The organism is Curtobacterium poinsettiae (genome assembly GCF_025677645.1).
GTDB classification, from domain to species: Bacteria; Actinomycetota; Actinomycetes; order Actinomycetales; family Microbacteriaceae; genus Curtobacterium; species Curtobacterium poinsettiae_A.
On the sequence record NZ_CP106879.1, the window covers coordinates 1,615,766 to 1,635,884 of the forward strand.

General features: G+C 71.5%; 19 protein-coding genes. 14 read left to right on the top strand and 5 right to left on the bottom strand.

From position 1 onward, the window contains the following. Positions 1-69 precede the first annotated feature (69 nt). From OE229_RS07890 to OE229_RS07920, 7 genes are read left to right on the top strand one after another with little or no spacing between them, the layout of a single operon-like run. Positions 70-1,653 carry a peptide ABC transporter substrate-binding protein gene (locus OE229_RS07890; RefSeq protein ID WP_247737503.1) on the top strand — a complete coding sequence of 528 codons (1,584 nt, stop codon included), beginning with the start codon at positions 70-72 and terminating at the stop codon, positions 1,651-1,653. A gap of 8 nt (positions 1,654-1,661) precedes the next feature. Beyond that, positions 1,662-3,062, top strand: coding sequence for a M14 family zinc carboxypeptidase (locus OE229_RS07895; RefSeq protein ID WP_262137323.1), 1,401 nt, complete (start codon positions 1,662-1,664; stop codon positions 3,060-3,062). Next, on the top strand, positions 3,062-4,003 hold the full coding sequence (locus OE229_RS07900; RefSeq protein WP_209133765.1) for an ABC transporter permease: 942 nt from the start codon (positions 3,062-3,064) through the stop codon (positions 4,001-4,003). The genes OE229_RS07895 and OE229_RS07900 overlap by 1 nt, the downstream gene beginning before the upstream one ends. Beyond that, positions 4,000-5,016, top strand: a complete 1,017-nt coding sequence (locus tag OE229_RS07905) for an ABC transporter permease (protein ID WP_263345203.1) — start codon at positions 4,000-4,002, stop codon at positions 5,014-5,016. Before OE229_RS07900 ends, OE229_RS07905 begins: the two co-directional genes overlap by 4 nt. Then, positions 5,013-6,422 (top strand): serine hydrolase, encoded by a 1,410-nt coding sequence (locus tag OE229_RS07910; RefSeq protein WP_262137326.1) that lies wholly within the window; start codon positions 5,013-5,015, stop codon positions 6,420-6,422. The genes OE229_RS07905 and OE229_RS07910 overlap by 4 nt, the downstream gene beginning before the upstream one ends. Then, positions 6,419-7,009, top strand: coding sequence for a GbsR/MarR family transcriptional regulator (locus OE229_RS07915; protein WP_262137327.1), 591 nt, complete (start codon positions 6,419-6,421; stop codon positions 7,007-7,009). The genes OE229_RS07910 and OE229_RS07915 overlap by 4 nt, the downstream gene beginning before the upstream one ends. Further along, positions 7,006-8,667, top strand: coding sequence for a dipeptide ABC transporter ATP-binding protein (locus tag OE229_RS07920; protein WP_262137329.1), 1,662 nt, complete (start codon positions 7,006-7,008; stop codon positions 8,665-8,667). Before OE229_RS07915 ends, OE229_RS07920 begins: the two co-directional genes overlap by 4 nt. An 18-nt stretch (positions 8,668-8,685) precedes the next feature. Here the strand turns inward: OE229_RS07920 and OE229_RS07925 are convergent, their stop codons facing one another. After that, the gene (locus tag OE229_RS07925; RefSeq protein WP_262137331.1) at positions 8,686-9,267 is read right to left on the bottom strand and encodes a hypothetical protein; all 582 of its coding nucleotides are present in this window, start codon (positions 9,265-9,267) and stop codon (positions 8,686-8,688) included. A gap of 146 nt (positions 9,268-9,413) precedes the next feature. Between OE229_RS07925 and OE229_RS07930 the strand changes: the two genes are divergently transcribed. Continuing rightward, positions 9,414-9,743, top strand: coding sequence for a hypothetical protein (locus tag OE229_RS07930; RefSeq protein ID WP_035807629.1), 330 nt, complete (start codon positions 9,414-9,416; stop codon positions 9,741-9,743). 101 nt (positions 9,744-9,844) lie between these two features. After that, positions 9,845-9,997, top strand: coding sequence for a hypothetical protein (locus OE229_RS07935; protein WP_017886018.1), 153 nt, complete (start codon positions 9,845-9,847; stop codon positions 9,995-9,997). A gap of 67 nt (positions 9,998-10,064) precedes the next feature. Here the strand turns inward: OE229_RS07935 and OE229_RS07940 are convergent, their stop codons facing one another. Genes OE229_RS07940 through OE229_RS07950 form a run of 3 tightly spaced genes read right to left on the bottom strand, consistent with a single transcriptional unit; the run spans position 10,065 to position 13,198 of the window. After that, entirely contained in the window at positions 10,065-10,922 is an 858-nt protein-coding gene (locus OE229_RS07940; RefSeq protein WP_262137332.1) for an EamA family transporter, read from the bottom strand. Then, positions 10,919-11,581: a response regulator transcription factor gene (locus tag OE229_RS07945; RefSeq protein ID WP_027464682.1), complete on the bottom strand. Its 663-nt coding sequence runs from the start codon at positions 11,579-11,581 to the stop codon at positions 10,919-10,921. The genes OE229_RS07940 and OE229_RS07945 overlap by 4 nt, the downstream gene beginning before the upstream one ends. 39 nt (positions 11,582-11,620) lie before the next feature. Next, positions 11,621-13,198 (bottom strand): sensor histidine kinase, encoded by a 1,578-nt coding sequence (locus OE229_RS07950; protein ID WP_209133458.1) that lies wholly within the window; start codon positions 13,196-13,198, stop codon positions 11,621-11,623. A gap of 132 nt (positions 13,199-13,330) precedes the next feature. On the opposite strand from OE229_RS07950, the gene OE229_RS07955 reads away from it, so the two are divergent. Beyond that, complete coding sequence (locus OE229_RS07955) at positions 13,331-14,161, top strand: helix-turn-helix domain-containing protein (RefSeq protein WP_262137333.1); 831 nt, start codon at positions 13,331-13,333, stop codon at positions 14,159-14,161. A gap of 251 nt (positions 14,162-14,412) precedes the next feature. Here OE229_RS07955 and OE229_RS07960 read toward each other — a convergent pair whose 3' ends face one another. Next, a complete protein-coding gene (locus OE229_RS07960; RefSeq protein ID WP_262137334.1) occupies positions 14,413-15,444 on the bottom strand; it encodes a LacI family DNA-binding transcriptional regulator in 1,032 nt (343 codons plus the stop codon). Positions 15,445-15,562: 118 nt separating this feature from the next. Here OE229_RS07960 and OE229_RS07965 point away from each other — a divergent pair, with 118 nt between their 5' ends. From OE229_RS07965 to OE229_RS07980, 4 genes are read left to right on the top strand one after another with little or no spacing between them, the layout of a single operon-like run. Further along, complete coding sequence (locus tag OE229_RS07965; protein ID WP_263345208.1) at positions 15,563-16,837, top strand: ABC transporter substrate-binding protein; 1,275 nt, start codon at positions 15,563-15,565, stop codon at positions 16,835-16,837. A 33-nt stretch (positions 16,838-16,870) separates the two neighbouring features. Continuing rightward, positions 16,871-17,749 carry a carbohydrate ABC transporter permease gene (locus tag OE229_RS07970; protein ID WP_182064847.1) on the top strand — a complete coding sequence of 293 codons (879 nt, stop codon included), beginning with the start codon at positions 16,871-16,873 and terminating at the stop codon, positions 17,747-17,749. Next, on the top strand, positions 17,746-18,714 hold the full coding sequence (locus OE229_RS07975; RefSeq protein ID WP_262140118.1) for a carbohydrate ABC transporter permease: 969 nt from the start codon (positions 17,746-17,748) through the stop codon (positions 18,712-18,714). Before OE229_RS07970 ends, OE229_RS07975 begins: the two co-directional genes overlap by 4 nt. Then, positions 18,714-20,111, top strand: coding sequence for a glycoside hydrolase 5 family protein (locus OE229_RS07980; RefSeq protein WP_262137336.1), 1,398 nt, complete (start codon positions 18,714-18,716; stop codon positions 20,109-20,111). The genes OE229_RS07975 and OE229_RS07980 overlap by 1 nt, the downstream gene beginning before the upstream one ends. Positions 20,112-20,119: the final 8 nt, after the last annotated feature.

A 20,119-nucleotide genomic window follows, 5' to 3' on the forward strand; every position in this document is an offset into this window, starting at 1 on the left:
CGAACCGTCCTAGCTTTCCCACCACGACGACCGGGCAGGGATCCGGCCGCACCCGATCGAGGAGAGATCATGCGACGCAGGACGATCGCCGCGCTGGCCGCGGCGGCAACCTTGGCACTGGTGGCGACCGGCTGTTCGGCGGGCGGCGCGGCCGACGACGCTCCCTCGAGCCTGGTCTACGCGACCGGCGAACCCGACCACCTGACCCCGGGCCGGCAGACCGTGGCCTTCGACCAGGTGATGAGCGTCTTCGCGCCGCTCACCCAGACCGACGCCGACGGTGATCTGCAGGACGTCGCCGCGAAGAGCGTCGAGAGCGACGACGCCACCACCTGGACGATCACGCTGCGGGACGGCTGGACGTTCCAGAACGGCGAGGCCGTCACGCCGGAGAGCTACGTGAAGGCCTGGAACCACGTCGCCTACGGCCCGAACGCGTGGGAGAACAGCGGTCAGCTCGCCGGGATCGTCGGGTACACGGACCTCAACCCGGCGAAGGGCACCCCGAAGACCAAGGAGATGTCGGGGCTGGAGGTCACCGGCAAGGACACCTTCACGGTCACGCTCACCCACGCGGACAGCCAGTTCCCCCTGCAGCTCAGCCAGGCCCAGACGGCGTTCTACCCGATGCCCGAGGCCGCCTACGACGACCTGAAGGCGTACGACAGGAAGCCGATCGGCAACGGCCCCTACGAGATGACGAAGGCGTGGAAGGCGGACCAGGAGTTCACCGTCACGGCGTGGAAGGACTACGAGGGCACGAAGCCCGCCACCGACGAGGTGACCTTCCGCAGCTACTCCGACATGAACACCGCCTACACGGACGTCCTGGCCGGCAACGCCGACGTGCTGTTCCTGCCGACCGACAAGATGACGAGCGCGAAGGCCGACTTCGGTGACCGCCTGCACTCCTTCGACGCCCCCGGCATCGACTACCTCGGGTTCCCGCTGTGGGACGACCGGTACTCCGACCCCGACGTGCGCCGCGCGATCTCGATGTCGATCGACCGTGACGAGGTCAACGACGCGATCTACGGCGGCCTGTACGACCCGGCCACCGCGTTGACCCCACCGTCGATGTCCGGCACCGAGGAGGGCATCTGCGGCGACGCCTGCGAGTTCGACCCGGCAGCGGCGAAGAAGCTCCTCGCGAGCGCCGGCGGGTTCGACGGCACCATGACGCTCGTCTACCCGGGCGGCACCGGCCTCGACTCCCTGTACGAGGCGTACGCCAACCAGATCCGGCAGAACCTGGGCGTCGACGCCGAGGCGAAGGCCACCACCGACTGGGCGTCGTACTACTCGGAGCTCACCGACAAGACCGTCGCCGGTCCGCACTTCGGCCACTGGGGCGCGCTGTACATCAGCCAGCAGAACACGCTCCGCGCGCTGTTCACCACGGCCGGCGGCTGCTCCCCGTGCACCGGCTACTACCAGTCCGACGACGTCGACTCGCTGCTCGCGAAGGCCGACTCCGCCGGGTCCCAGGACGAGGCGAACGGGTACTACACGAAGACGCAGGAGGCCGTGCTGGAGGACTTCCCGATCGTCCCGACCTTCTTCGACAAGTACTCGTACGTCACGAGCGACAAGATCGCGAAGCTGCCGGCGGTGGCGGGCAGTCCGGTCATCGCGCAGATCGCCGTGAAGTAGGGCGGGGCATGGAGCAGCACACCGTCCTCGACCTGGTCCGCGACGTCCCCGACCGCGACGGCTTCCCGCTCGTCGACGACCTGCACGCCCGGTTCGCCGCGCTCGCCGCGTCGCACCCGGACCGGGTCACGGTGACCCGGATCGGCACGAGCCGCCTCGGCGAACCCCTGCACAGCTACCGCATAGGCACCGGGTCGCACGCGGCCGTCGTGGTCGGCGGGGTGCACCCGAACGAGCCGATCGGTTCGTGGACGGCGCTGCACCTCGCCGAGACGGCCCTGGGTGACGAGCGTGTGCGAACGCTCGACGTCACCTGGCACATCGTCCCGACGATCGACCCGGACGGCATGCGGCTCAACGAGGCGTGGTTCCACGACCCGCACGACCGCGTCTTCTACGCGCGGAACTTCTACCGGCCCGCCCCGGACAGCCAGGTCGAGTGGACGTTCCCGAACAGCTACAAGTCGGTGTACTTCGACCAGGTGCTGCCCGAGACGCTCGCGTTCATGCGGCTCATCGACGACACCGAGCCGGACCTGCTCGTGAGCCTGCACAACGGCGAGATGGGCGGGGTCTACTACTACCTGTCCGAGGACCTGCCGGACGTCGTCGACACCCTGCACGCGGTGCCGGCCGCACTCGGGCTGCCGCTCGACACCGGGGAGCCGGAGTCACCGTACCTGCGGGAGCTCGCCCCGGCGGTGTTCGCGATGGACGGCATCGAGACGGCGTACACCTACCTCGAGGAGCTCGGTGTCGACCCCGGCGAGCACATCCACGGCGGGTCGAGCGCAGCGTGGGCGATGCGGCACGGGGCCCTCTGCATGGTGGCCGAGCTGCCGTACTGGAGCCACCCCGACGCCGACGACCAGGCCCCGACCGACGAGTCGTACGCCGACCTGCTCCGCCGGTGCGCGGACGAGCTCGGTGCCTCGGGTGCGGAACTGCAGGCGTTCCTCGACGAGGCGTCGCCGATGCTCTCGATCCCGTCCCCGTTCGTCGAGGCCTCCCGGGCGTTCGTGCCGATGCTCGTCGGGATCGCGGACACCGACCGCCGCCGGGCCGAGCGGGAACCGGCCGACCGGATGGCCACCGTCGCGGAGCGCTTCGGCTGCGAGGACCTCGTCCGCTGCTTCCGCCTGCGCTACGGCGGCATGCTCCTGCGTGCCGTCGAGGCGGAGACGACCGCCGGCACGGCGTCCGCGCCGCTCCGGCGGCTCCGCGACCGCCTGGCCGAGCGGTACGCGCACTGGCAGGCGGACGCGTCGACGGGTGCGCAGCCGATCCCGGTGGGCAAGCTGGTGGGGGTGCAGTACGGGGCGATCCTCGCCTGCGCGGCGCACGTGGCGGACCGCACCCGCGCCTCCCGACCGTCACTGGCCACCACGGGACAGGCGGGAGGCGCGTGATGCGTCCGACGCTCGCCGCCGGTCGCCGACTCGGCGGCCTGGTGATCGTGTTCCTCGGGGTGACCTTCCTGATCTACGCGATGACGTTCGCGCTGCCGGGCGACCCGATCAAGGCGCTCGGCGGTGAGCGACCGCTCACCGACACCGTCGTGCGGACGCTGCGGGCGGAGTACCACCTGGACCAACCCCTGTGGCTGCAGTACGTGCAGTACCTGGGCGGCCTGTTCCGGGGCGACTTCGGCACCGACTTCAACGGGCAGTCGGTCGGCGAGCAGATGGCCTCGCGCTGGCCGGTGACGATCACGCTGGCGCTGAGCGCGTGGGCACTCGAGATCGTCCTCGGCATCGGGCTCGGCGTGGTCTCGGCGCTCCGGCGCGGCACCGTGCTCGACAAGACGGTGCTCGTCGGGACCATCGTCGTCGGAGCCGTGCCCGTGTTCGTGCTCGGCGTGGCCATGCAGCTGGTGTTCTCGGTGCGGCTGCACTGGTTCCCGGTCGCGGGCGTCACCGCGGGGTGGCCGACCGCGTACGTGTTGCCGGCGTTCGTGATCGCCCTGTTCGGCCTGGCCGCGGTGTCCCGGCTCACCCGGACCTCGATGATCGAGACGCTCGACGCCGACTACGTGCGGACGGCCCGCGCCAAGGGGCTCGCGCCGGGCCGGATCGTCGGCGTGCACGTGCTGCGGAACTCGCTCATCCCCACCGCCACCTACCTGGCGACCGACCTCGGGTACCTGATGGGCGGCACCGTCATCATCGAGGGCATCTTCAACCTGCCGGGCGTCGGGAACCTGCTGTTCCAGGGCATCCGCTCGCACGAGGGCGCCGTCGTCGTGGGCATCTCGACCGCCCTCATCCTGGTGTTCCTCGTCACGAGCGTGCTCGTCGACCTGCTGCACGCCGCCCTCGACCCGCGCGTCCGGACAGGAGCCTCCCGATGACCACCGAAGCCCTCGGCGCCACCGTCGAACCCTCCGTCGGGGTCCGGCGTCGGCCACTGCTCGCCGCCGCACGGACGCCGGGGTTCTGGGTGCCCGCGTCGGTGCTCGTGGTGGTCCTGTTCATCGCGGCGTTCCCGCAGCTCTTCGCCGGCCTGTTCGGGCACGGCGACCCCCGGGTGTGCGACCTCGGCCGGAGCGGGGCGTCGGCGACCGCCGGGCACCCGTTCGGCTTCGACCTGCAGGGCTGCGACGTGTACGCGAACGTCATCTGGGGCACCCGGTCGTCGATCGCCGTCGCGGTGCTCACGACCCTGCTCGCCGGCATGGTCGCGGTCGTCGTCGGGACCGTTGCGGGCATGGTCGGCGGGTGGGTCGACGCGGTCCTCGCCCGGCTCACCGACGTGTTCCTCGGGTTCCCGTTCCTGCTCGGCGCCGTCGTCGTGCTGAACAGCGTGGGGGAGCGGTCGGTGCTCACCGTGTCGCTCGTGCTCGCCCTGTTCGGGTGGCCGACGATGGCCCGGCTCGTGCGGTCGAGCGTCCGCAGCGTCCGGGGCGCCGAGTTCGTGCTCGCCGCCCGCACGATGGGGTTGTCGACGTGGCGGATCACCACCCGGTACGTGCTGCCGTCGTCGATCTCGCCGCTGCTCGTGCTCGCCACCATCACCGTCGGCGGGGTCATCGTGTCCGAGTCGTCGCTGACCTACCTCGGCATCGGGCTGGAGCGTCCGGCGATCTCGTGGGGGCTGCAGCTGTCCGCGGCGACGTTCGCAGTTCCTCCGGGCCCCGCACATGCTCATCGCGCCGGCGGCGTTCCTCGCCGTGACCGTGCTCGCCGTCATCGCGCTCGGCGACACGCTGCGCGCCGCACTCGACCCACGTCGGCGCTGACCATGATCGACACTGACCACGATCGACACCGACCACGATCGACACTGGCCACGATCGACACCGACCCTGATCGACACCGACGCGTCAGACTCGCTGCAGAACCGCTCTCGAAAGGACCACCGTGACCGACACCCTCTCCGCGTACCGGAAGACCCTGCCCTACATCCGTGAGTGGGTGTCGTACAAGGTGTGGCAGCTGCGGGTGCCCGGCGTGCAGGTCGCCGTCGGGTACGGCGGCGAGGTCCTGTTCGACGAGGCCTGGGGCTACGCCGACGTCGAGGCCGGGCGTCGGCTGACCACCACCGACCTGTTCCGCATCGCCTCGCACTCGAAGACCTTCACCGCGACGGCCCTGCTGCAGCTCGCCGAGCGCGGGTCGCTCCGGCTCGACGACACCGTCGGCACGTACGTCCCCGCACTGGTCGACGGCGGCTCGCCGCTCGCCGACGCCACCCTGCGCGAGCTCATGGAGATGGGGGCCGGCGTCATCCGCGACGGACACGACGGCGACTACTGGTCCCTGCTCCGCCCGTTCCCCGACGAGCAGGAACTCCTGGCGCTCGTGCTCGACCGCGGCCAGAAGGTGCCGACCGGCTCGTCGTTCAACTACTCGAACCTCGGCTACTCGCTGCTCGGCCTGGTCATCGCGGCGGTGTCCGGGCAGTCGTACAACGACTTCGTGCGCGAGTCGATCACCGAACCCCTGGGCTTGCGGAACACCGGCCCCGACTGGGACCCCGCGCGCGCCGACGACTTCGTGGTCGGCTACACCGGCTTCCACACCGCGCGGCACCGGCAGCGCATCGACCACGTCGACACCCGCGCGATGGCCGCCGCCACCGGGTTCCACGGCACCGCGTCCGACCTGGTCCGCTACTTCTCGCAGCACGTGATCGGGCAGGGCACCCTGCTCGACGACCACTCCAAGCGCCTCGCGCAGCGGAAGGCCTGGAGCGCCACCGACGACCCCGCGGCCCGCGGCTACGGCGCGGGGTTCATCGTCGACCGGATCGGCGGACGGGAGATCCGAGGGCACTCGGGCGGGTTCCCGGGACACATCACCCAGTCGATGTTCGACCCCGCGTCCGGGCTCGTCGTCTCCGTGCTGACCAGTGCCGCCGCCGGACCGGCCACGCTCATCGCCACCGCGGTCATCGCCATGCTCGACGCCGCAGCCGACGCCGACGCCCCGGGGACCCCGGTGCCGGACGACGTCGACACCGCCGCCTTCACCGGACGCTTCGCCAACCCGTGGGGTGTCACCGACGTCGCCCGGATCGGTGACCGGCTCGTCGAGGTCGACCCGTCCGGCCCCGAGCCGATGGACACCCCCACCCGACTCGAGGTCGTCGACGCCGACACCCTGCGGATGACCCACGGCAACCGGTTCGGCTCGGTCGACGAGGACATCACCTACACCCGCGACGACGACGGCACCGTGCGGGCGATCCGTGGCGGTGGCGGCATGTCGCAGGAGCCGTGGTCGATCCCGGGCGAACGACCCGAGGTGGCCGCCGGGCTGGCCTCGTGACCGACGACCGGGGTGCCCCCGGCACCGGCACCGGCACCGGCACCGGCATCGCCCCCGACGACGACCGGCTGCTCGGACCGGAGCGCCAGGCGTTCGTCGAGGAGTTCGCCCTGATGCTCAACGACGGCGCGGGCATGCCGCTCACCGACGCCCGGGTGCTCGGTTACCTGATGATGACCCGCGCACCGCACTCGTCGTCGTCCGACCTGCACGCAGCGCTCGGCGCCAGCTCGGGGTCGGTGTCGATGGCCACCCGGCGGCTCGTCGACTCCGGGTTCGTGAAGCGCCACATCGTCCCCGGCGAGCGCAGCCACTACTTCCGGGCCGAGGCCGACGTCTGGGGCTCCTGGCTCGCCAGCGAACGGAAGTACCTCGACCGGCAGCGCGACATCATCGGCCGCGGGCTCGCCGTCGTCGAGGGCGCCGGCCGCACCGGCACGGGCGACGTGGACGCCGAGGTCCGCGAGCGTCTGCTCAACGGCCGCGACTACATGCAGTGGCTGCAGGGCTACCACCGCAAGATGCTCGAGGAGTGGGAGGCCTTCAAGGCTGCCCGCGACGACACCGACCCCCCGGAGACCCCATGAGCGGCACCAGCGACGTCCTGACCGTCGAGCACCTCACCGTCACCTTCGACGTCGACGGCGAGGTGGTCCGCGCCGTCGACGACGCCTCGTTCACCGTGGCCCGGGGCGAGGTCGTCGCGGTCGTGGGGGAGTCCGGCTCCGGCAAGAGCATGACCGCGATGACCGCGATGGGCATCGCTCCCGACGGTGCGCACGCCTCGGGGAGCATCCGGCTCGGCGACCTCGAGGTCATCGGTACCGACGAGCGCACGCTCCGGTCGGTCCGGGGCCGCAGCGTGTCGATGATCTTCCAGGACCCGTCCGCGGCCCTGAACCCGGTGTTCACCATCGGGTTCCAGCTCGCCGAGGCCGTCCGACGCACCGACGGCCCGCACGACCGCGCCGGCGTCCGGGAGCGCTCGCTCGAGCTGCTCCGCGCCGTGGAGGTCCCGGAACCCGAACGCCGCCTGGGCCAGTACCCGCACGAGCTCTCCGGCGGGCAGGCCCAGCGCGTGATGATCGCGATGGCGCTCGCCGCCGACCCGGACCTGCTCATCGCGGACGAGCCGACGACCGCCCTCGACGTCACGGTGCAGGCCGAGGTGCTCGACGTCCTCCGCGCGCTGCGCGAGCGCACCGGCACCGCGATCCTGCTCATCACCCACGACATGGGTGTCGTCGCGGACCTCGCCGACCGCGTGGTCGTGATGCGCCGCGGACGCGTCGTCGAGACCGGCACCGCCGCGGCGGTCTTCGCCGCACCGTCCGCCGAGTACACGCGGGAACTCCTCGCTGCGGTCCCGCGGATGGGCACCGGCTCCGGCCAGGAGGCCCGGCTCGGTTCCGCCACGGAGCCCCCGGCCGCCGTGTTGGACGTCCGGCACCTCGTGGTCGAGTACGGCGGCGCCCTGCGCGGACGCTTCCGCGCCGTCGACGACGTGTCGTTCACCGTCGGCCGTGGCGAGATCGTCGGCCTCGTGGGGGAGTCCGGCAGCGGCAAGACCACCATCGGCCGGGCCGCGGTCGGCCTCGCGCCGATCACCTCGGGCTCGGTGGTCGTCGACGGCACCGACGTCGCCGGCGCACGACGAGCCGCCCGCCGGCAGATGCGCCAGCACGTCGGCGTGGTGTTCCAGAACCCGCTCCGGTCGCTCAATCCCCGGTACACCGTCGGGCAGACCGTCGCCGAGCCGCTCCGCCAGATCCTCCGGCTGCCGGCGGCCCAGGTCGAGGAGCGTGTCGAGCGACTCCTCGCCGACGTCGGCCTCGACGGCGGGTACGCCGAGCGTTACCCGCACGAACTCTCCGGGGGCCAACGGCAACGCGTCGCGATCGCCCGCGCGGTGGCGCTCGACCCCGCGCTCCTGATTGCCGACGAGCCGACGAGTGCGCTCGACGTGTCGGTGCAGGCCCGCGTGCTCGACGTGTTCCGCGAGCTGCAGGAGCGCCTCGGGTTCGCGTGCCTGTTCGTCACGCACGACCTCGCGGTGGTCGACACCCTGTGCGACCGGGTCGTCGTGCTGCACGGCGGCCGGGTCGCCGAACACGGGACGCGCGACGCCATCCTCCGGTCTCCGCAGGACCCGTACACGCGACGGCTCGTCCAGGCCGCCCCCGTGCCGGACCCCGGGGAGCAGGCACGCCGACGCTCCGAGCGCCTGGCCGCTCGCGCGGGCTGAGGCGGGCGGGAGGCCGGCTCAGCGCACCTCGGCCGAGGCCCACAGCACGCCGGCCCCGCGGCCCACCGGGCGCAGCAGCGGCACCGCGACGAGCACGGCCGCGGCCAGGTAGGCGACGGTCTGCAGCAGGCCCGGGACCGCGAAGGCGACGCCGAGCGACTCCTGCGGGAGCGCCGTGAGGAGCACGGTCCCCGACAGCAGTGCGGTGACGAACCACGCCGCAGCCGCCACCGTGACGATCCAGCCGAAGGCCCGCTGCACGCCCGGTTCACTCCGGACGGTGACGAGGCCGAAGGCCACGAGCGCCGCCTGCGCGACGACGAGGAACACGTCGATCAACAGTCCGGGAACCAGCGAAACGAGCGCGAACGCGAGCACGGACACCGCGAACGTGAGCGCCCGGCGGTCTCGAGCACGTACCGCGGCGACGAGCACGACGACGGCAGCGATGCCCCCGAGGACCGTGGCTCCGAGGAGCAGCCCGCGGGGGAGGTCCCAGGGCGCCAACCAGACCGTCCCGACCAGTCCGGCCGCTCCGAACACCAGCGCCGCCACCACCGCGGCCGCCGACACGACCCGTACCCCCGTGCTGCTCTGCATGCCCGCACCCTATGCCCCGGGACCCCGCCAGCGGAACCCGCTCCCCACCGTTCAGCGCCCCGACGACACGCCCGTCCGGCCCCGGGTGCTCGTCCAGACGGCGCGGTCGACTTGACTGCTGTTCGAACACACGTTCGAATACCGTCGTGGGACGGCGTCGCGAGAACCGGTGGCAGCCCCCGGAACACCCGGAGGTCGAGCGTCCGCGCGCGTACTCCCTGTCCGAGGATGCCCGCGGCGGTGACGTCTGCCACGCCGTCACCCCGAAGCCGGTCTGGGCGTGGATCCAGTTCCCGACCTTCCACGTCCGGGTGAAGGCCTTCGCGAAGAGCTGGACCCGCGATGCCGTGCTGGTGGAGTGGGCGCAGTTCGGACAGCAGGCCGAGGCGTGGGTGTGGCGCTCTGCGGTGAAGCACCGCACGCTCCGTGCCGATCGGGACAGCGCGAACCGGAGTCCGCAGAACGCACTGCGTTGACTTCCGTCTTCACCCCGAGGATGGTTTAGCGAACGCGGGTTCAGCAAGTAACTCACTGATCGAGGCATCCGGTCCGGACCCGTGCTCACGAAGGAGGCACCATGAAGAACGCAGCGGTGCCGTCCTGGGTCGCCCACGTGCTCACCCCGCCCGAGGTCATCAGCGCCTACGTCGAGCGTCGGATCAACGATCCGGCCCTCCTGTCGGGTGAGCAGTCGGAACCCACGTACGCAGACTTCCTGCGCGACGAGTAGACGGTCTTCTCAGGAGGCCCGGATCACGCACCGCCGTCGGCGGACGTGATCCGGGCCTCCTCTTCGTTCACCCCACCGGTCCGCCGCGTCGGCGACGGGCCGACAGCGTCACACCGACGCTCGCGGCGGTGACGCACGCCAGGGCGACCGTCTCGAGTACCGACAGCCCCTCGGCCAGCACGACGAGGCCGGCCAGTGCGGCGATCGCCGGGCCGAGGCTCTGCAGCACCCCGAACACCCGTGTCGGCATCCGGCGGAGCGCGAGCATCTCGAGGGCGTACGGCAGCACGCTCGACAGCACGGCGACGGCGCCGAAGACGATCAGGAGCGTCGGTTCCCGCACGACGCCGTCGACCGCGGACCGGAGCCCGAACGGCAACGACACGAGCATCGCGACCACCATCGACACGACGAGCCCGTCGACACCGGGGATCGCGGCGCCGACGCGCCGGTTCATCACGATGTAGCCCGCCCAGCACCCGGCCGCGAGGACCGCCCAGGCAACCCCGCCCACCTCGGTCACCGCGGTCGGGCCGACGCCGAGCAGCACGACCCCGGCGAGCGCCAGCACGGCCCACAGGGCATCACGCCAGCGCCGGGTGTGCACGAGCGACAGGGCGAGTGGCCCGAGGAACTCGATCGTCACGGCGACCCCGATCGGGATGCTCGCGAACGACAGGTAGATGCAGACGTTCATGCCGCCGAGCGCCAGGCCGAGGCCGACCGCACCGAGCCACTGTGCCCGCGTCCAGTGCCGGACGCGGGGACGGACCACCAGGGCGAGCACGACGGCGCCGATGACGAGCCGGAGCGTGGCGGCCCCGACCGCGCCGACGTCGTCGAAGTGGGTCTTCGCGATCGCGGCGCCGAGCTGGACGGACACCATCGCGGTGAGGGCCAGCAGGGGCGCGGGGACCCGGTTCATCCCAGGTACGCGAGGACGGCGAGGACGCGGCGGTGGTCCTCTCCGGTGTCCTCGAGTGCGAGCTTGCCGAAGATGCTCGACACGTGCTTCTCGACGGCACCGGTACCGATCACCAGGGCGCGGGCGATGGCGGCGTTCGTGCGGCCCTCGGCCATCAGCCCGAGCACGTCACGTTCGCGCGGGGTCAGGGCTGCGAGCGGGTCGCGACGGCGGCTCATCAGCTGCGTGACGACCTCGGGGTCGAGCACGGTGCCCCCGGCGGCGATCCGGCGGACGGCGTCGTCGATCTCCTCGAGCCGGGTGACGCGGTCCTTGAGCAGGTACCCGATGCCGGTCGCACCGGCGGCGAGGACGTCCTCGGCGTAGGTGGCCTCGACGTACTGGGAGAGCAGGAGCACGCCCGTCCGTGGAGCGATCCGGCGGGTCTCGACGGCGGCCCGGACACCCTCGTCGGTGAAGGTCGGCGGCATCCGCACGTCCATCACCACGACGTCGGGCGCACCCTCGGGCAGCGTCGCCAGGAAGGCCCGGGCGTCGGAGTACTGCCCGATGACGTCGATGCCGGCCTCGTCGAGCACGCGGGCCAGGCCCTCGCGCAGCAGGACGGCGTCGTCGACGACGACGGCCCGGATGCGTGCTGCATCCGGGCCGTCTGTCATGCCGACCAGCCTAGTGGGAGCGCGGACGCCCCGGTGGGGTCACGACCGCTGGTTCGCCGCCGTCGGGACGCCGTTCAGGGCGCCGAGGGGGATCCGGGCGGTGGCCTCGGTCGGGCCGCCCTCGGGGCTCGAGACGACCAGGTCGCCGTCGAGGGCCCGCATGCGGCCGATCAGGCCCTCGATCCCGTGGCCCTGCTGCGGTCGGGCACCACCCCGGCCGTCATCGGTGACGCTGACGGTGAGGTACCAGAGGCCTGAGGCGTCGACGACCAAGCCGAGGTACACCCCGGCGGTGGTTGCGCCGGCGTGCTTCATGGTGTTCGTCAGGAGCTCGCTCACCGTGAAGTACACGTTGCGCTGGATCTCCGTGGCGAGTTCCAGGCCCTCGGGCAGTCGGACGTCCAGGCCCACCGGGATCGGGGTGCGGGCGACCAGTGCCTCGAGCGCCGCGACGAGTCCGCGGTCGAGCAGGATCGGCGGAGCGAAGCCGCGTGACAGGGCGCGCAGTTCGTCGAGGGCGTCCTGGGCGTGCTCGGATGCCTCACCGATGAGCTGCTTGGCCTTCTCGGGGTCCTTCTCGAAGGCGCGCTCGGCGGCGGACAGGTCCATGCGGAGTCGCACCAGCCGCTGCTGCGGGCCGTCGTGCAGGTCGCGCTCGATCTGGCGGAGCGCCTGCCCCTCGGCGGTGACGGCACCGGCACGGGAGGCCTGCAGGCCGGCGACGCGCTGCTCGAGCTGCTCGGCCCGGAAGCCACCCAGCAGGCCGAAGTCGACCCAGTAGTGCGCGAGGACGGACCCGCGGGCCCAGAGCGGGAAGAGCACGACCGAGGCGGCCATCGACAGCAGCCCGAGGGCGCCGAACCCGACGGCGGCCGTCATGTCCCACCCGAAGTACTGCGCGCTCAACCCGTTGGCGAACGCGACCACCGCGAGCGCGACCGGCCAGAGGAAGCCGACGATCAGCAGGGCTCCGGCGCCCACGGTGAAGACCGCGACGAGCGGGTACACGACCGCGGCGTGCAGCAGGTAGAGCCAGTAGTGCGGGTTGGCGACGGCCGACCCCGTGCGGGTCCACCAGTTCTGCTGCCAGCGGGGCGTCCAGTCCACCGGCCGGATCGGCCTCGGGTCGGCCCAGCTCATGCGGAGCTTCTCGAACTGTCCGAGCCACCGCGCCACGAACAGCGCGATGAAGAACATGAGCAGGACGAAGGGGTTGAACAGGTCCCGGAAGCCGCCACCGAAGATCGCGGTCGGGAAGGCGAAGTACAGCGTGCAGAGCAGCACGGCGGTGAGCGCCATGTAGCCGAAGTCCCGCGGCAGGCGCTTCCACGCGTCGCGGTAGAACTGCCCGGCGGTCATGCCGGACCCGCGACCGGAACCACCGACCGGGCCGGACCCGACCCGCGGGGTGGCGCTCCACGACGCCGGCGGGGACTGCGGGGCGTCCTGGGCATCCTGGGGGTCCTGGTGGTGCTGGCGCGGGTACTGGGGCATCGGCTTGGTGGCTCCAGGGGGCACGGAGTCGCCCAGCGGGACGGTCTGGGCCTGGTCGGGCGAAGGCGTGACGTCGTCCAGCGGGACGGTTCGCGCCTGGTCGAGGCGGTCGGTGTCGGTCATGCATCCAGCCTCGCGATCGCGGAGCCGTTCCCCCATCCTGCCCTCTCCCCACCCCGGGTGGGGTTATCCCCCCTCTTCCACAGTCCGCCCGATCCACGCCCCCGCGTCCTGCCCGTGGATCACGCTCGTCGGATGGGTGATGCGCTCCGAGCACTGATCGACGCCGTCGGGCTCCAGGTGGGGGCGGGCGCCGAGGTCCGGTCCGACGACGAGGCGTGGACGCTCGACGTCGAACCGACGGGCACCCACGCCTGGGTGGCGACGCGATCCCGCTCCGTGTGGGTCCGGCGCGGACACGACCTCGCGCTCGTCGACGCCGGAACCGCTGCCCTGGTCGAAGGGCACGCGACGATCACGATCAGCTCGGGCCCGGAGCGCTCCGGCCCACCCCGGGCCGCGGAGACGTACGCGCTCCCGCACGAGGCACTCTTCGCGCTCACCGGTGTCCTCGTCGGCGCCGCAACGCTCGGACCCCTCGCCGACGAGGTCCTCGCACTCCCGGCCATCGCGACGACCGGTCCGCCCGGTGCGCCCTCGCCCGATGTCGGCCTCGCGCTCCGCCACGTCGGGCACCTCGACGGCGGGAGGTGGCACGGCGCGCAGCAGCAGGCCCTCGCCCGACTCGTCGTCACGACCGTGCTCCGCGACAACCCGCCCCCGATGCTCGGCGACAACGGTCTCGCGCGGGTCCTCGACCGACTGTTCGATCCCGCCGGTCGACCATCCGTGCGGGAGCTCCTCGTCGGCATCGACATGTCGGCGCGCACCCTCGAGCGCCGGTGCGTCGCAGCGACGGGATGCTCGCCCGCGCAGCTCGGCCGCTGGTACCGCAGTCTCGCCGTCCGGAGCGCGCTCAGTCGTGGAGACCGCCCGTCCGACGTCGCGACCCGCTTCGGCTTCAGCACGACGTCGTCCATGCGGCGGGCCCTCGAGCGGGTCCGACCCCCGGCGAACCGCCGGTGACTGTCGACCGCGGGGGAAGGAGGTTCCGCTCCACATCGATGACGGTTCTGGTTCACGATCCTCGGGTTTCGTGAACCAGAACCGTCACGGCGCGGAGAAGACCGCGTCGTCCCGCGTCGGCGCAGTGCAGCGCGGTGCGTGCGCCAGATGCAGGCAGCCGCGCCGCGCTTCGGGAGCGGGAGGGGGAGCGGCGGCAGCGGGAGCGGCGGCGGGAGCGGGAGCGGGTCGTCGGCGCCGACCTCCGGAGCGGGTCAGACGGGGGCGCGGCCGGTGGACTCGCGGACGCTCAGGGTGAGCGAGGGGCCCGGGCGTGACGGGAGCGCGGCGCTGGCGTCGATCTGCGCGCGCAGCAGGGTCGCCGCGCGCTGCCCGAGCTCGACGGTGTCGCGGGTGAGCGAGGTGACCGCGGGGCGGACGAGCCGGATCATCGCCGAGTCGTCGAAGGACACGATCGAGACGTCGCCGGGCACCGCGACGCCCATCTCGCTCGCCACGCCCAGCCCGGCGACGGCGAGCACGTCGTTGTCGTAGACGATCGCGGTCGGTCGGACGCTCCGGGACAACAGGGTGCGGGTGGCGCTCGCGCCGGCCTCGGCCGAGTAGTCCGTCGGCACCGAGACCGCGTCGTCGAGCCCCTCGTCGGCAGCGAACGCCCGGAGCCGGTCCATGCGCATGGCGGTGTGCTCGAACTCGGGCCGCCCGGCGACGTGGGCGATGCGTCGGTGCCCGAGGGCGTGCAGGTACCGCAGAACGGTGTCGGTGGCGTCCGAGTCGTCGATCCAGACCGTGGGAGCGGCACCGTCGGGTGAGGGGTGCGAGCCGACGACGACGGTCGGCATGCCGAGGTCGGCGAGCAGGGCGAGCCGGGCATCGTCGCTACGGGGGTCGATCACGATCACGCCGTCGACACGGTGTCCGCGCCACCAGTCCCGGTAGGTCTCGAGTTCTTCCTCGGCATCGCGCGCGACGAGCAGGTTCATGCCGACGTGGGTGCCGGCGAGCCCGAGCTGGATACCGGAGATCAGGTCGCCGAAGAACGACTCCGTGCCAAGGGTCCGGGCCGGGCGGTTCAGCACGAACCCGATGGAACCGGCCTTCGCGCCGCCGAGCGCCCGGGCCGCGGTGTGCGGTTGCCAGTCGAGCTCGCGGGCGATCTCGCGCACGCGGCGACGGGTCTCGTCGGAGACGCCGGGGCGATCGTTCAACGCGAACGACACCGCGCTGATGGACACACCGGCCCGCGCGGCGATGTCGGCGATCGTCGTTCGACGCTTGGTGGCCACGGGGTTGACTATAGCGCTTTAGTCATCCACAGTGGCTGCCACACCCGGGTTCGGTGATTGCTGCTGAACCGGTTCAGCTATGACGAGGGAGTCAGACGCCATGAGGACCACCACACGCATGACGAGGGGCCGCGCCACCGCGCTGCTCGCGACGGCCGCCGCCACGGCGCTCGTCCTGACCGGCTGCTCGAGCGGCGGGAACGCGGCCGACAACGGCGGCGGCGAGATCAGCGGCACCATCACCCTGCAGACCTGGGCGCTCACGCCGACCTACACGGGGTACCTCAACGGGGTCATCAAGGACTTCGAGCAGGCCCACCCGGACGCGAAGGTCAAGCTGCAGGACCAGCCCGGCGACGGGTACGCCGACAAGGTGCTCAGCCAGGCATCGTCGAACAGCCTGCCCGACGTGATCAACCTGCCGCCGGACATCGCCCTGCCGCTCGCGAAGCGCGGGTTCCTGCAGGACGTCGGGAAGGACGACCCGAAGCTCGCCAGCACGTACGTCGCCGGCGCGGTGGACTCCTACGAGTACAAGGGAGTGGACGGCACGTTCGGGTACCCCTGGTACCTCAACACCGACGTGAACTACTGGAACTCGACGATGTTCGCCAAGTGCGGCCTCGACGCGGAGAACCCGCCGAAGACCACCGACGAGCTGTTCACGCAGGCGAAGACCATGCACGACAACTGCCCGACCGACTACCTGATGAGCCGGAAACCCGGCCTCGGCGACTTCACGCTCGCCGGCGTCAAGGTGCTCAACGCCGACGGCACGAAGTTCACCTTCGCCGACTCGTCGAAGGCCGCCGACCTGATCGAGCGCTACAAGGACGCGTACCAGGACGGCTACATGCCCTCCAACGTGCTGAACAGCGACTACCTCGGCAACTCCACCCTGTTCACGCAGGCCAAGGTCGCCTGGACCACCGGCGGTGCCACCTCGCTCGCCGACTTCGAGAAGAACAACCCGTCGCTCAAGGGGAAGGTCACCGTCAGCCCCGCACTCGACACCCCGCCGCTCTACGTGCAGGGCCTGTCGGTCTCGAGCAAGTCCAAGCACCTCGCCACCGCCGAGGCCTTCGCGAAGTTCATGACGAACGCCGAGAACCAGGAGGCGTTCGCCCACAAGGTGAACATCTTCCCGTCCACCACGTCGTCGCAGTCCGACCCGTACTTCTCGAAGGACGACGGCACCGTGAACGGCGAGGCCCGGGTCCTGGCGAACGAGGCCCTGAAGACGGCGAAGGTCATCAACCCGGTCGAGGCGAACTCCGCGATGACGGACTTCCTCGACCAGCAGATCGCCCTCGCGATGAAGGGCCAGGTGTCGCCCGAGAAGGCGCTGCAGACCGCCCAGACCAAGATGAACAGCCTGCTGGCCAACGGCTGATCCGGTCCCGGAGAAGGAAGAGGGAGGATCGTCATGCGTGCGAACCGCTGGTACACGCCCTGGTTGCTCGTCCTGCCGGCACTGATCTGGCTCGTCGCGTTCAGCCTGTGGCCCTCGATCAACACGGTCCGGTTGTCGTTCACGAACGCCAGCCCGCTCGGCGGCGTCAGCCAGTGGGTCGGGGTCCAGAACTTCCAGACCCTGCTCGCCGACCCCCAGGTGTGGGAGGCGCTGCTCAACAGCGTCATCTACATGGCGGTGTGCCTGCCGCTGCTGACGGTCCTCCCGCTCCTCATCGCGGTGCTCGTGCAGCAGAAGCTGCCCGGGATCGCGTTCTTCCGCACCGCGTTCTACACGCCGGTCATCGCGTCCGCGGTGGTCGTCGGGCTCATCTGGACGTGGATCCTCGACGACCGCGGTGTCATCAACGAGATGGCGCAGGCCCTCGGCGTCGTGCAGGGCAGCGTCCCGTTCCTGACCGACCGCTGGCTGTTGCTCCTCAGCGCCATCAGCCTGACGGTGTGGAAGGGGCTCGGCTACTACATGATCATCTTCCTGGCCGCCCTCGGGAACGTCGGCAAGGACCTGCACGAGGCCGCCGCGCTCGACGGCGCGGGCGCGGTCCGACGCTTCTGGTCGGTCACGATGCCCGGGGTCCGCGGCACCATGACGCTCGTCGGGATCCTGGTGTGCGTCTCTGCCCTCCGGGTGTTCAGCGAGCTCTACATCCTCACGAACGGCACCGGTGGGCCCGGCGGGCAGGACAACTCGCTCGTCATGCTCATCCAGCAGTACGCCCGCGGCTTCACCGGCAACCTCGGCTACGCGTCCGCCCTGAGCCTCCTGCTCTTCGTCGTGACGCTCGTCCCGATGCTGGCCCTCGCCCGGATGAACAGCAAGGCGGACAAGTGACGAACACGACCAGCACGACCGAACCCGTCGTCGGCGGCGCGCAGGGTGCTGCCAGCCCGACGCCGGACGTGACCGGCGCGACCGACGCGAGACGGGCCTCCAGGCAGAACGGACGCGGGCGGCGCCGCGCGGTCTGGGGCGTCATGTCCACGCGCGAGAAGGTCGTCCGCTACGTCCTGCTCATCGTGGTGCTCTTCATCACGATCGGCCCGTTCCTGTGGCAGCTGTCCACGTCGCTCAAGGGCGCCGGTGAGGACATCTACACGGCGAACCCGTCGTTCATCCCGACGGAGCCGACCATCGAGAACTACCTGAAGGTCGCCGCCGCGATCCCGGTGTGGCGGTACATCGGCAACTCGTTGCTCGTCGCCGCGATCGACGTCCTCGGCAACATCGTGTTCGCGACCCTGGCCGGCTTCGCCCTCGCCCGTCTGCAGTGGCGGCACCGGAAGCTCGTGCTCGGCCTGTTCCTCGGCACCCTGGTGCTGCCCGGCGAGGCGACGATCATCTCGCAGTTCGTCACCGTGAAGGACCTCGGCCTGGCCGACAACCTGGTCGGCGTCGCCCTGCCCGGCATGATCGCGGCACTCAACGTCCTGCTGATGTTCAACGCGTTCCGGCAGATCCCCGAGGAGATCGACCAGGCGGCGGTGATGGACGGCGCGAACGCGATGCAACGCCTGCGGTACATCTCGCTGCCCGCCGTGCAGGGGACCATCGCGGTCATCGCGATCTTCTCGTTCATCGGCGCGTGGGACGACTTCCTCTGGCCGCTCATCGTGCTGCAGTCGCCCGAGAACCTCACCCTGACCGTCGGGTTGCAGTACCTGCAGGGCACGTTCGCCACCGACCAGCGGATGATCGCGGCCGGCACCATGATCGCCTTCATCCCGATCGCCGTGATCTTCGCCGTCCTGCAGCGCTTCTTCTTCAAGGGCGTCGAAGAGGGCGGTGTGAAGGGCTGATGCGCTTCGGGGTCAACTACACGCCCTCGGTCGGCTGGTTCCACTCGTGGCTCGACTTCTCGCGGTCGGACACCGCCAGGGACCTCGAGGCGATCGCGTCGATCGGCGCAGACCACGTGCGGATCTTCCCGCTCTGGCCGGTCGTCCAGCCGAACCGGACGCTCATCCGGCAGCAGGCCCTCGACGACGTCGCGACGGTCGTCGACCTCGCCGGGTCGTTCGGGCTCGACGTCAACGTGGACGCGCTGCAGGGGCACCTGTCGAGCTTCGACTTCGTGCCGTCCTGGCTGGACAGCTGGCACCGCCGCAACATGTTCACCGACCCGGACGTGGTCGCCTCGACCGCCGCGTACGTCCGGGCGCTCGCCGGAGCGGTCGCCGACAGGCCGAACCTGCTCGGCATCACCATCGGCAACGAGGTCAACCAGTTCGCGCACGCGCCGCACCCCACACCGCACGCGATCACGGCGGAGCAGGGGCACGCGTGGGCGGCGGCGATGGTCGCGGCGGCGCGAGCGGGGCTGTCGGACGGATCATCGGCGTTGCCTGCGTCGTCCGTGTCGGTCGGCCTGGAGGCGCGGCTCGACCCCGCCTCGTCGGTCCCGCCCGCCACCGGGTCGCGTCCCGGGCCGCTGGTCACCGTCGCGCAGTACGACGCGGCCTGGTACGACGACGCCCAGCCCTTCGGCCCGGAGCACGCGGCGGACCACGGCGACGCGACGGTCACGCACTCGTGGGTGTTCAACGGCTCCGCGGCACTGCACGGCGCACTCGGGGCCGGGTCGGTGCGGCACGGGGAGTACCTGCTCCAGCTCGCCGCCGCCTGGAACCACGACGCCGCCCGGCCGAACTGGCTGCAGGAGGTCGGCGCCCCCACCAACGTCGTCGACCCCGCCGACGCCGCCGCGTTCACCGAGCAGACCATCCGGCACGTGCTCGACGCGCAGCAGGTGCTCGGGGTGACCTGGTGGTGCTCCCACGACGTCGCCCGGTCGCTCGCCGACTTCCCCGAGCTCGAGTACGACCTCGGGCTGTTCACGAACGACGGACGACTGAAGCCCGCGGGCGAGGCGTTCGCCGCCCTCGCCCGCGCCGAGCACGCCCGCGACGCGCGTGCCGCACCGACGACCACCGCGCTCGTCCTCGACGACGTGCTCTCCGACGGCACCGTCCGGCACGGCACCCGCGCCGACTGCGCCCCCGGCGGTCGGTTCGCCGCCGCCTGGCTCGCCCTGGCCGAGGCCGCACCGGACGGCCGCGGCCCGCAGGTCGTGCTGCGCTCCCGACTGTCGGACACCGCGCTGCTGGCCGCCCGAGGCATCGACCGCTGCGTCGACGTGCCGTCCGACCTCGACACCACCACCGTCCGCGTCGCCCACCCGGCGACGACGCCCTGACCCCGGAA

What these genes read in the sequence shown, in the direction of transcription:
- OE229_RS07890 (WP_247737503.1), top strand. Translation starts at nt 70, where the DNA reads ATGCGACGCAGGACGATCGCCGCGCTGGCCGCGGCGGCAACCTTGGCA.
- OE229_RS07895 (WP_262137323.1), top strand. Translation starts at nt 1,662, where the DNA reads ATGGAGCAGCACACCGTCCTCGACCTGGTCCGCGACGTCCCCGACCGC.
- OE229_RS07900 (WP_209133765.1), top strand. Translation starts at nt 3,062, where the DNA reads ATGCGTCCGACGCTCGCCGCCGGTCGCCGACTCGGCGGCCTGGTGATC.
- OE229_RS07905 (WP_263345203.1), top strand. Translation starts at nt 4,000, where the DNA reads ATGACCACCGAAGCCCTCGGCGCCACCGTCGAACCCTCCGTCGGGGTC.
- OE229_RS07920 (WP_262137329.1), top strand. Translation starts at nt 7,006, where the DNA reads ATGAGCGGCACCAGCGACGTCCTGACCGTCGAGCACCTCACCGTCACC.
- OE229_RS07925 (WP_262137331.1), bottom strand. Translation starts at nt 9,267, where the DNA reads ATGCAGAGCAGCACGGGGGTACGGGTCGTGTCGGCGGCCGCGGTGGTG.
- OE229_RS07935 (WP_017886018.1), top strand. Translation starts at nt 9,845, where the DNA reads ATGAAGAACGCAGCGGTGCCGTCCTGGGTCGCCCACGTGCTCACCCCG.
- OE229_RS07940 (WP_262137332.1), bottom strand. Translation starts at nt 10,922, where the DNA reads ATGAACCGGGTCCCCGCGCCCCTGCTGGCCCTCACCGCGATGGTGTCC.
- OE229_RS07945 (WP_027464682.1), bottom strand. Translation starts at nt 11,581, where the DNA reads ATGACAGACGGCCCGGATGCAGCACGCATCCGGGCCGTCGTCGTCGAC.
- OE229_RS07950 (WP_209133458.1), bottom strand. Translation starts at nt 13,198, where the DNA reads ATGACCGACACCGACCGCCTCGACCAGGCGCGAACCGTCCCGCTGGAC.
- OE229_RS07955 (WP_262137333.1), top strand. Translation starts at nt 13,331, where the DNA reads ATGGGTGATGCGCTCCGAGCACTGATCGACGCCGTCGGGCTCCAGGTG.
- OE229_RS07965 (WP_263345208.1), top strand. Translation starts at nt 15,563, where the DNA reads ATGACGAGGGGCCGCGCCACCGCGCTGCTCGCGACGGCCGCCGCCACG.
- OE229_RS07970 (WP_182064847.1), top strand. Translation starts at nt 16,871, where the DNA reads ATGCGTGCGAACCGCTGGTACACGCCCTGGTTGCTCGTCCTGCCGGCA.
- OE229_RS07980 (WP_262137336.1), top strand. Translation starts at nt 18,714, where the DNA reads ATGCGCTTCGGGGTCAACTACACGCCCTCGGTCGGCTGGTTCCACTCG.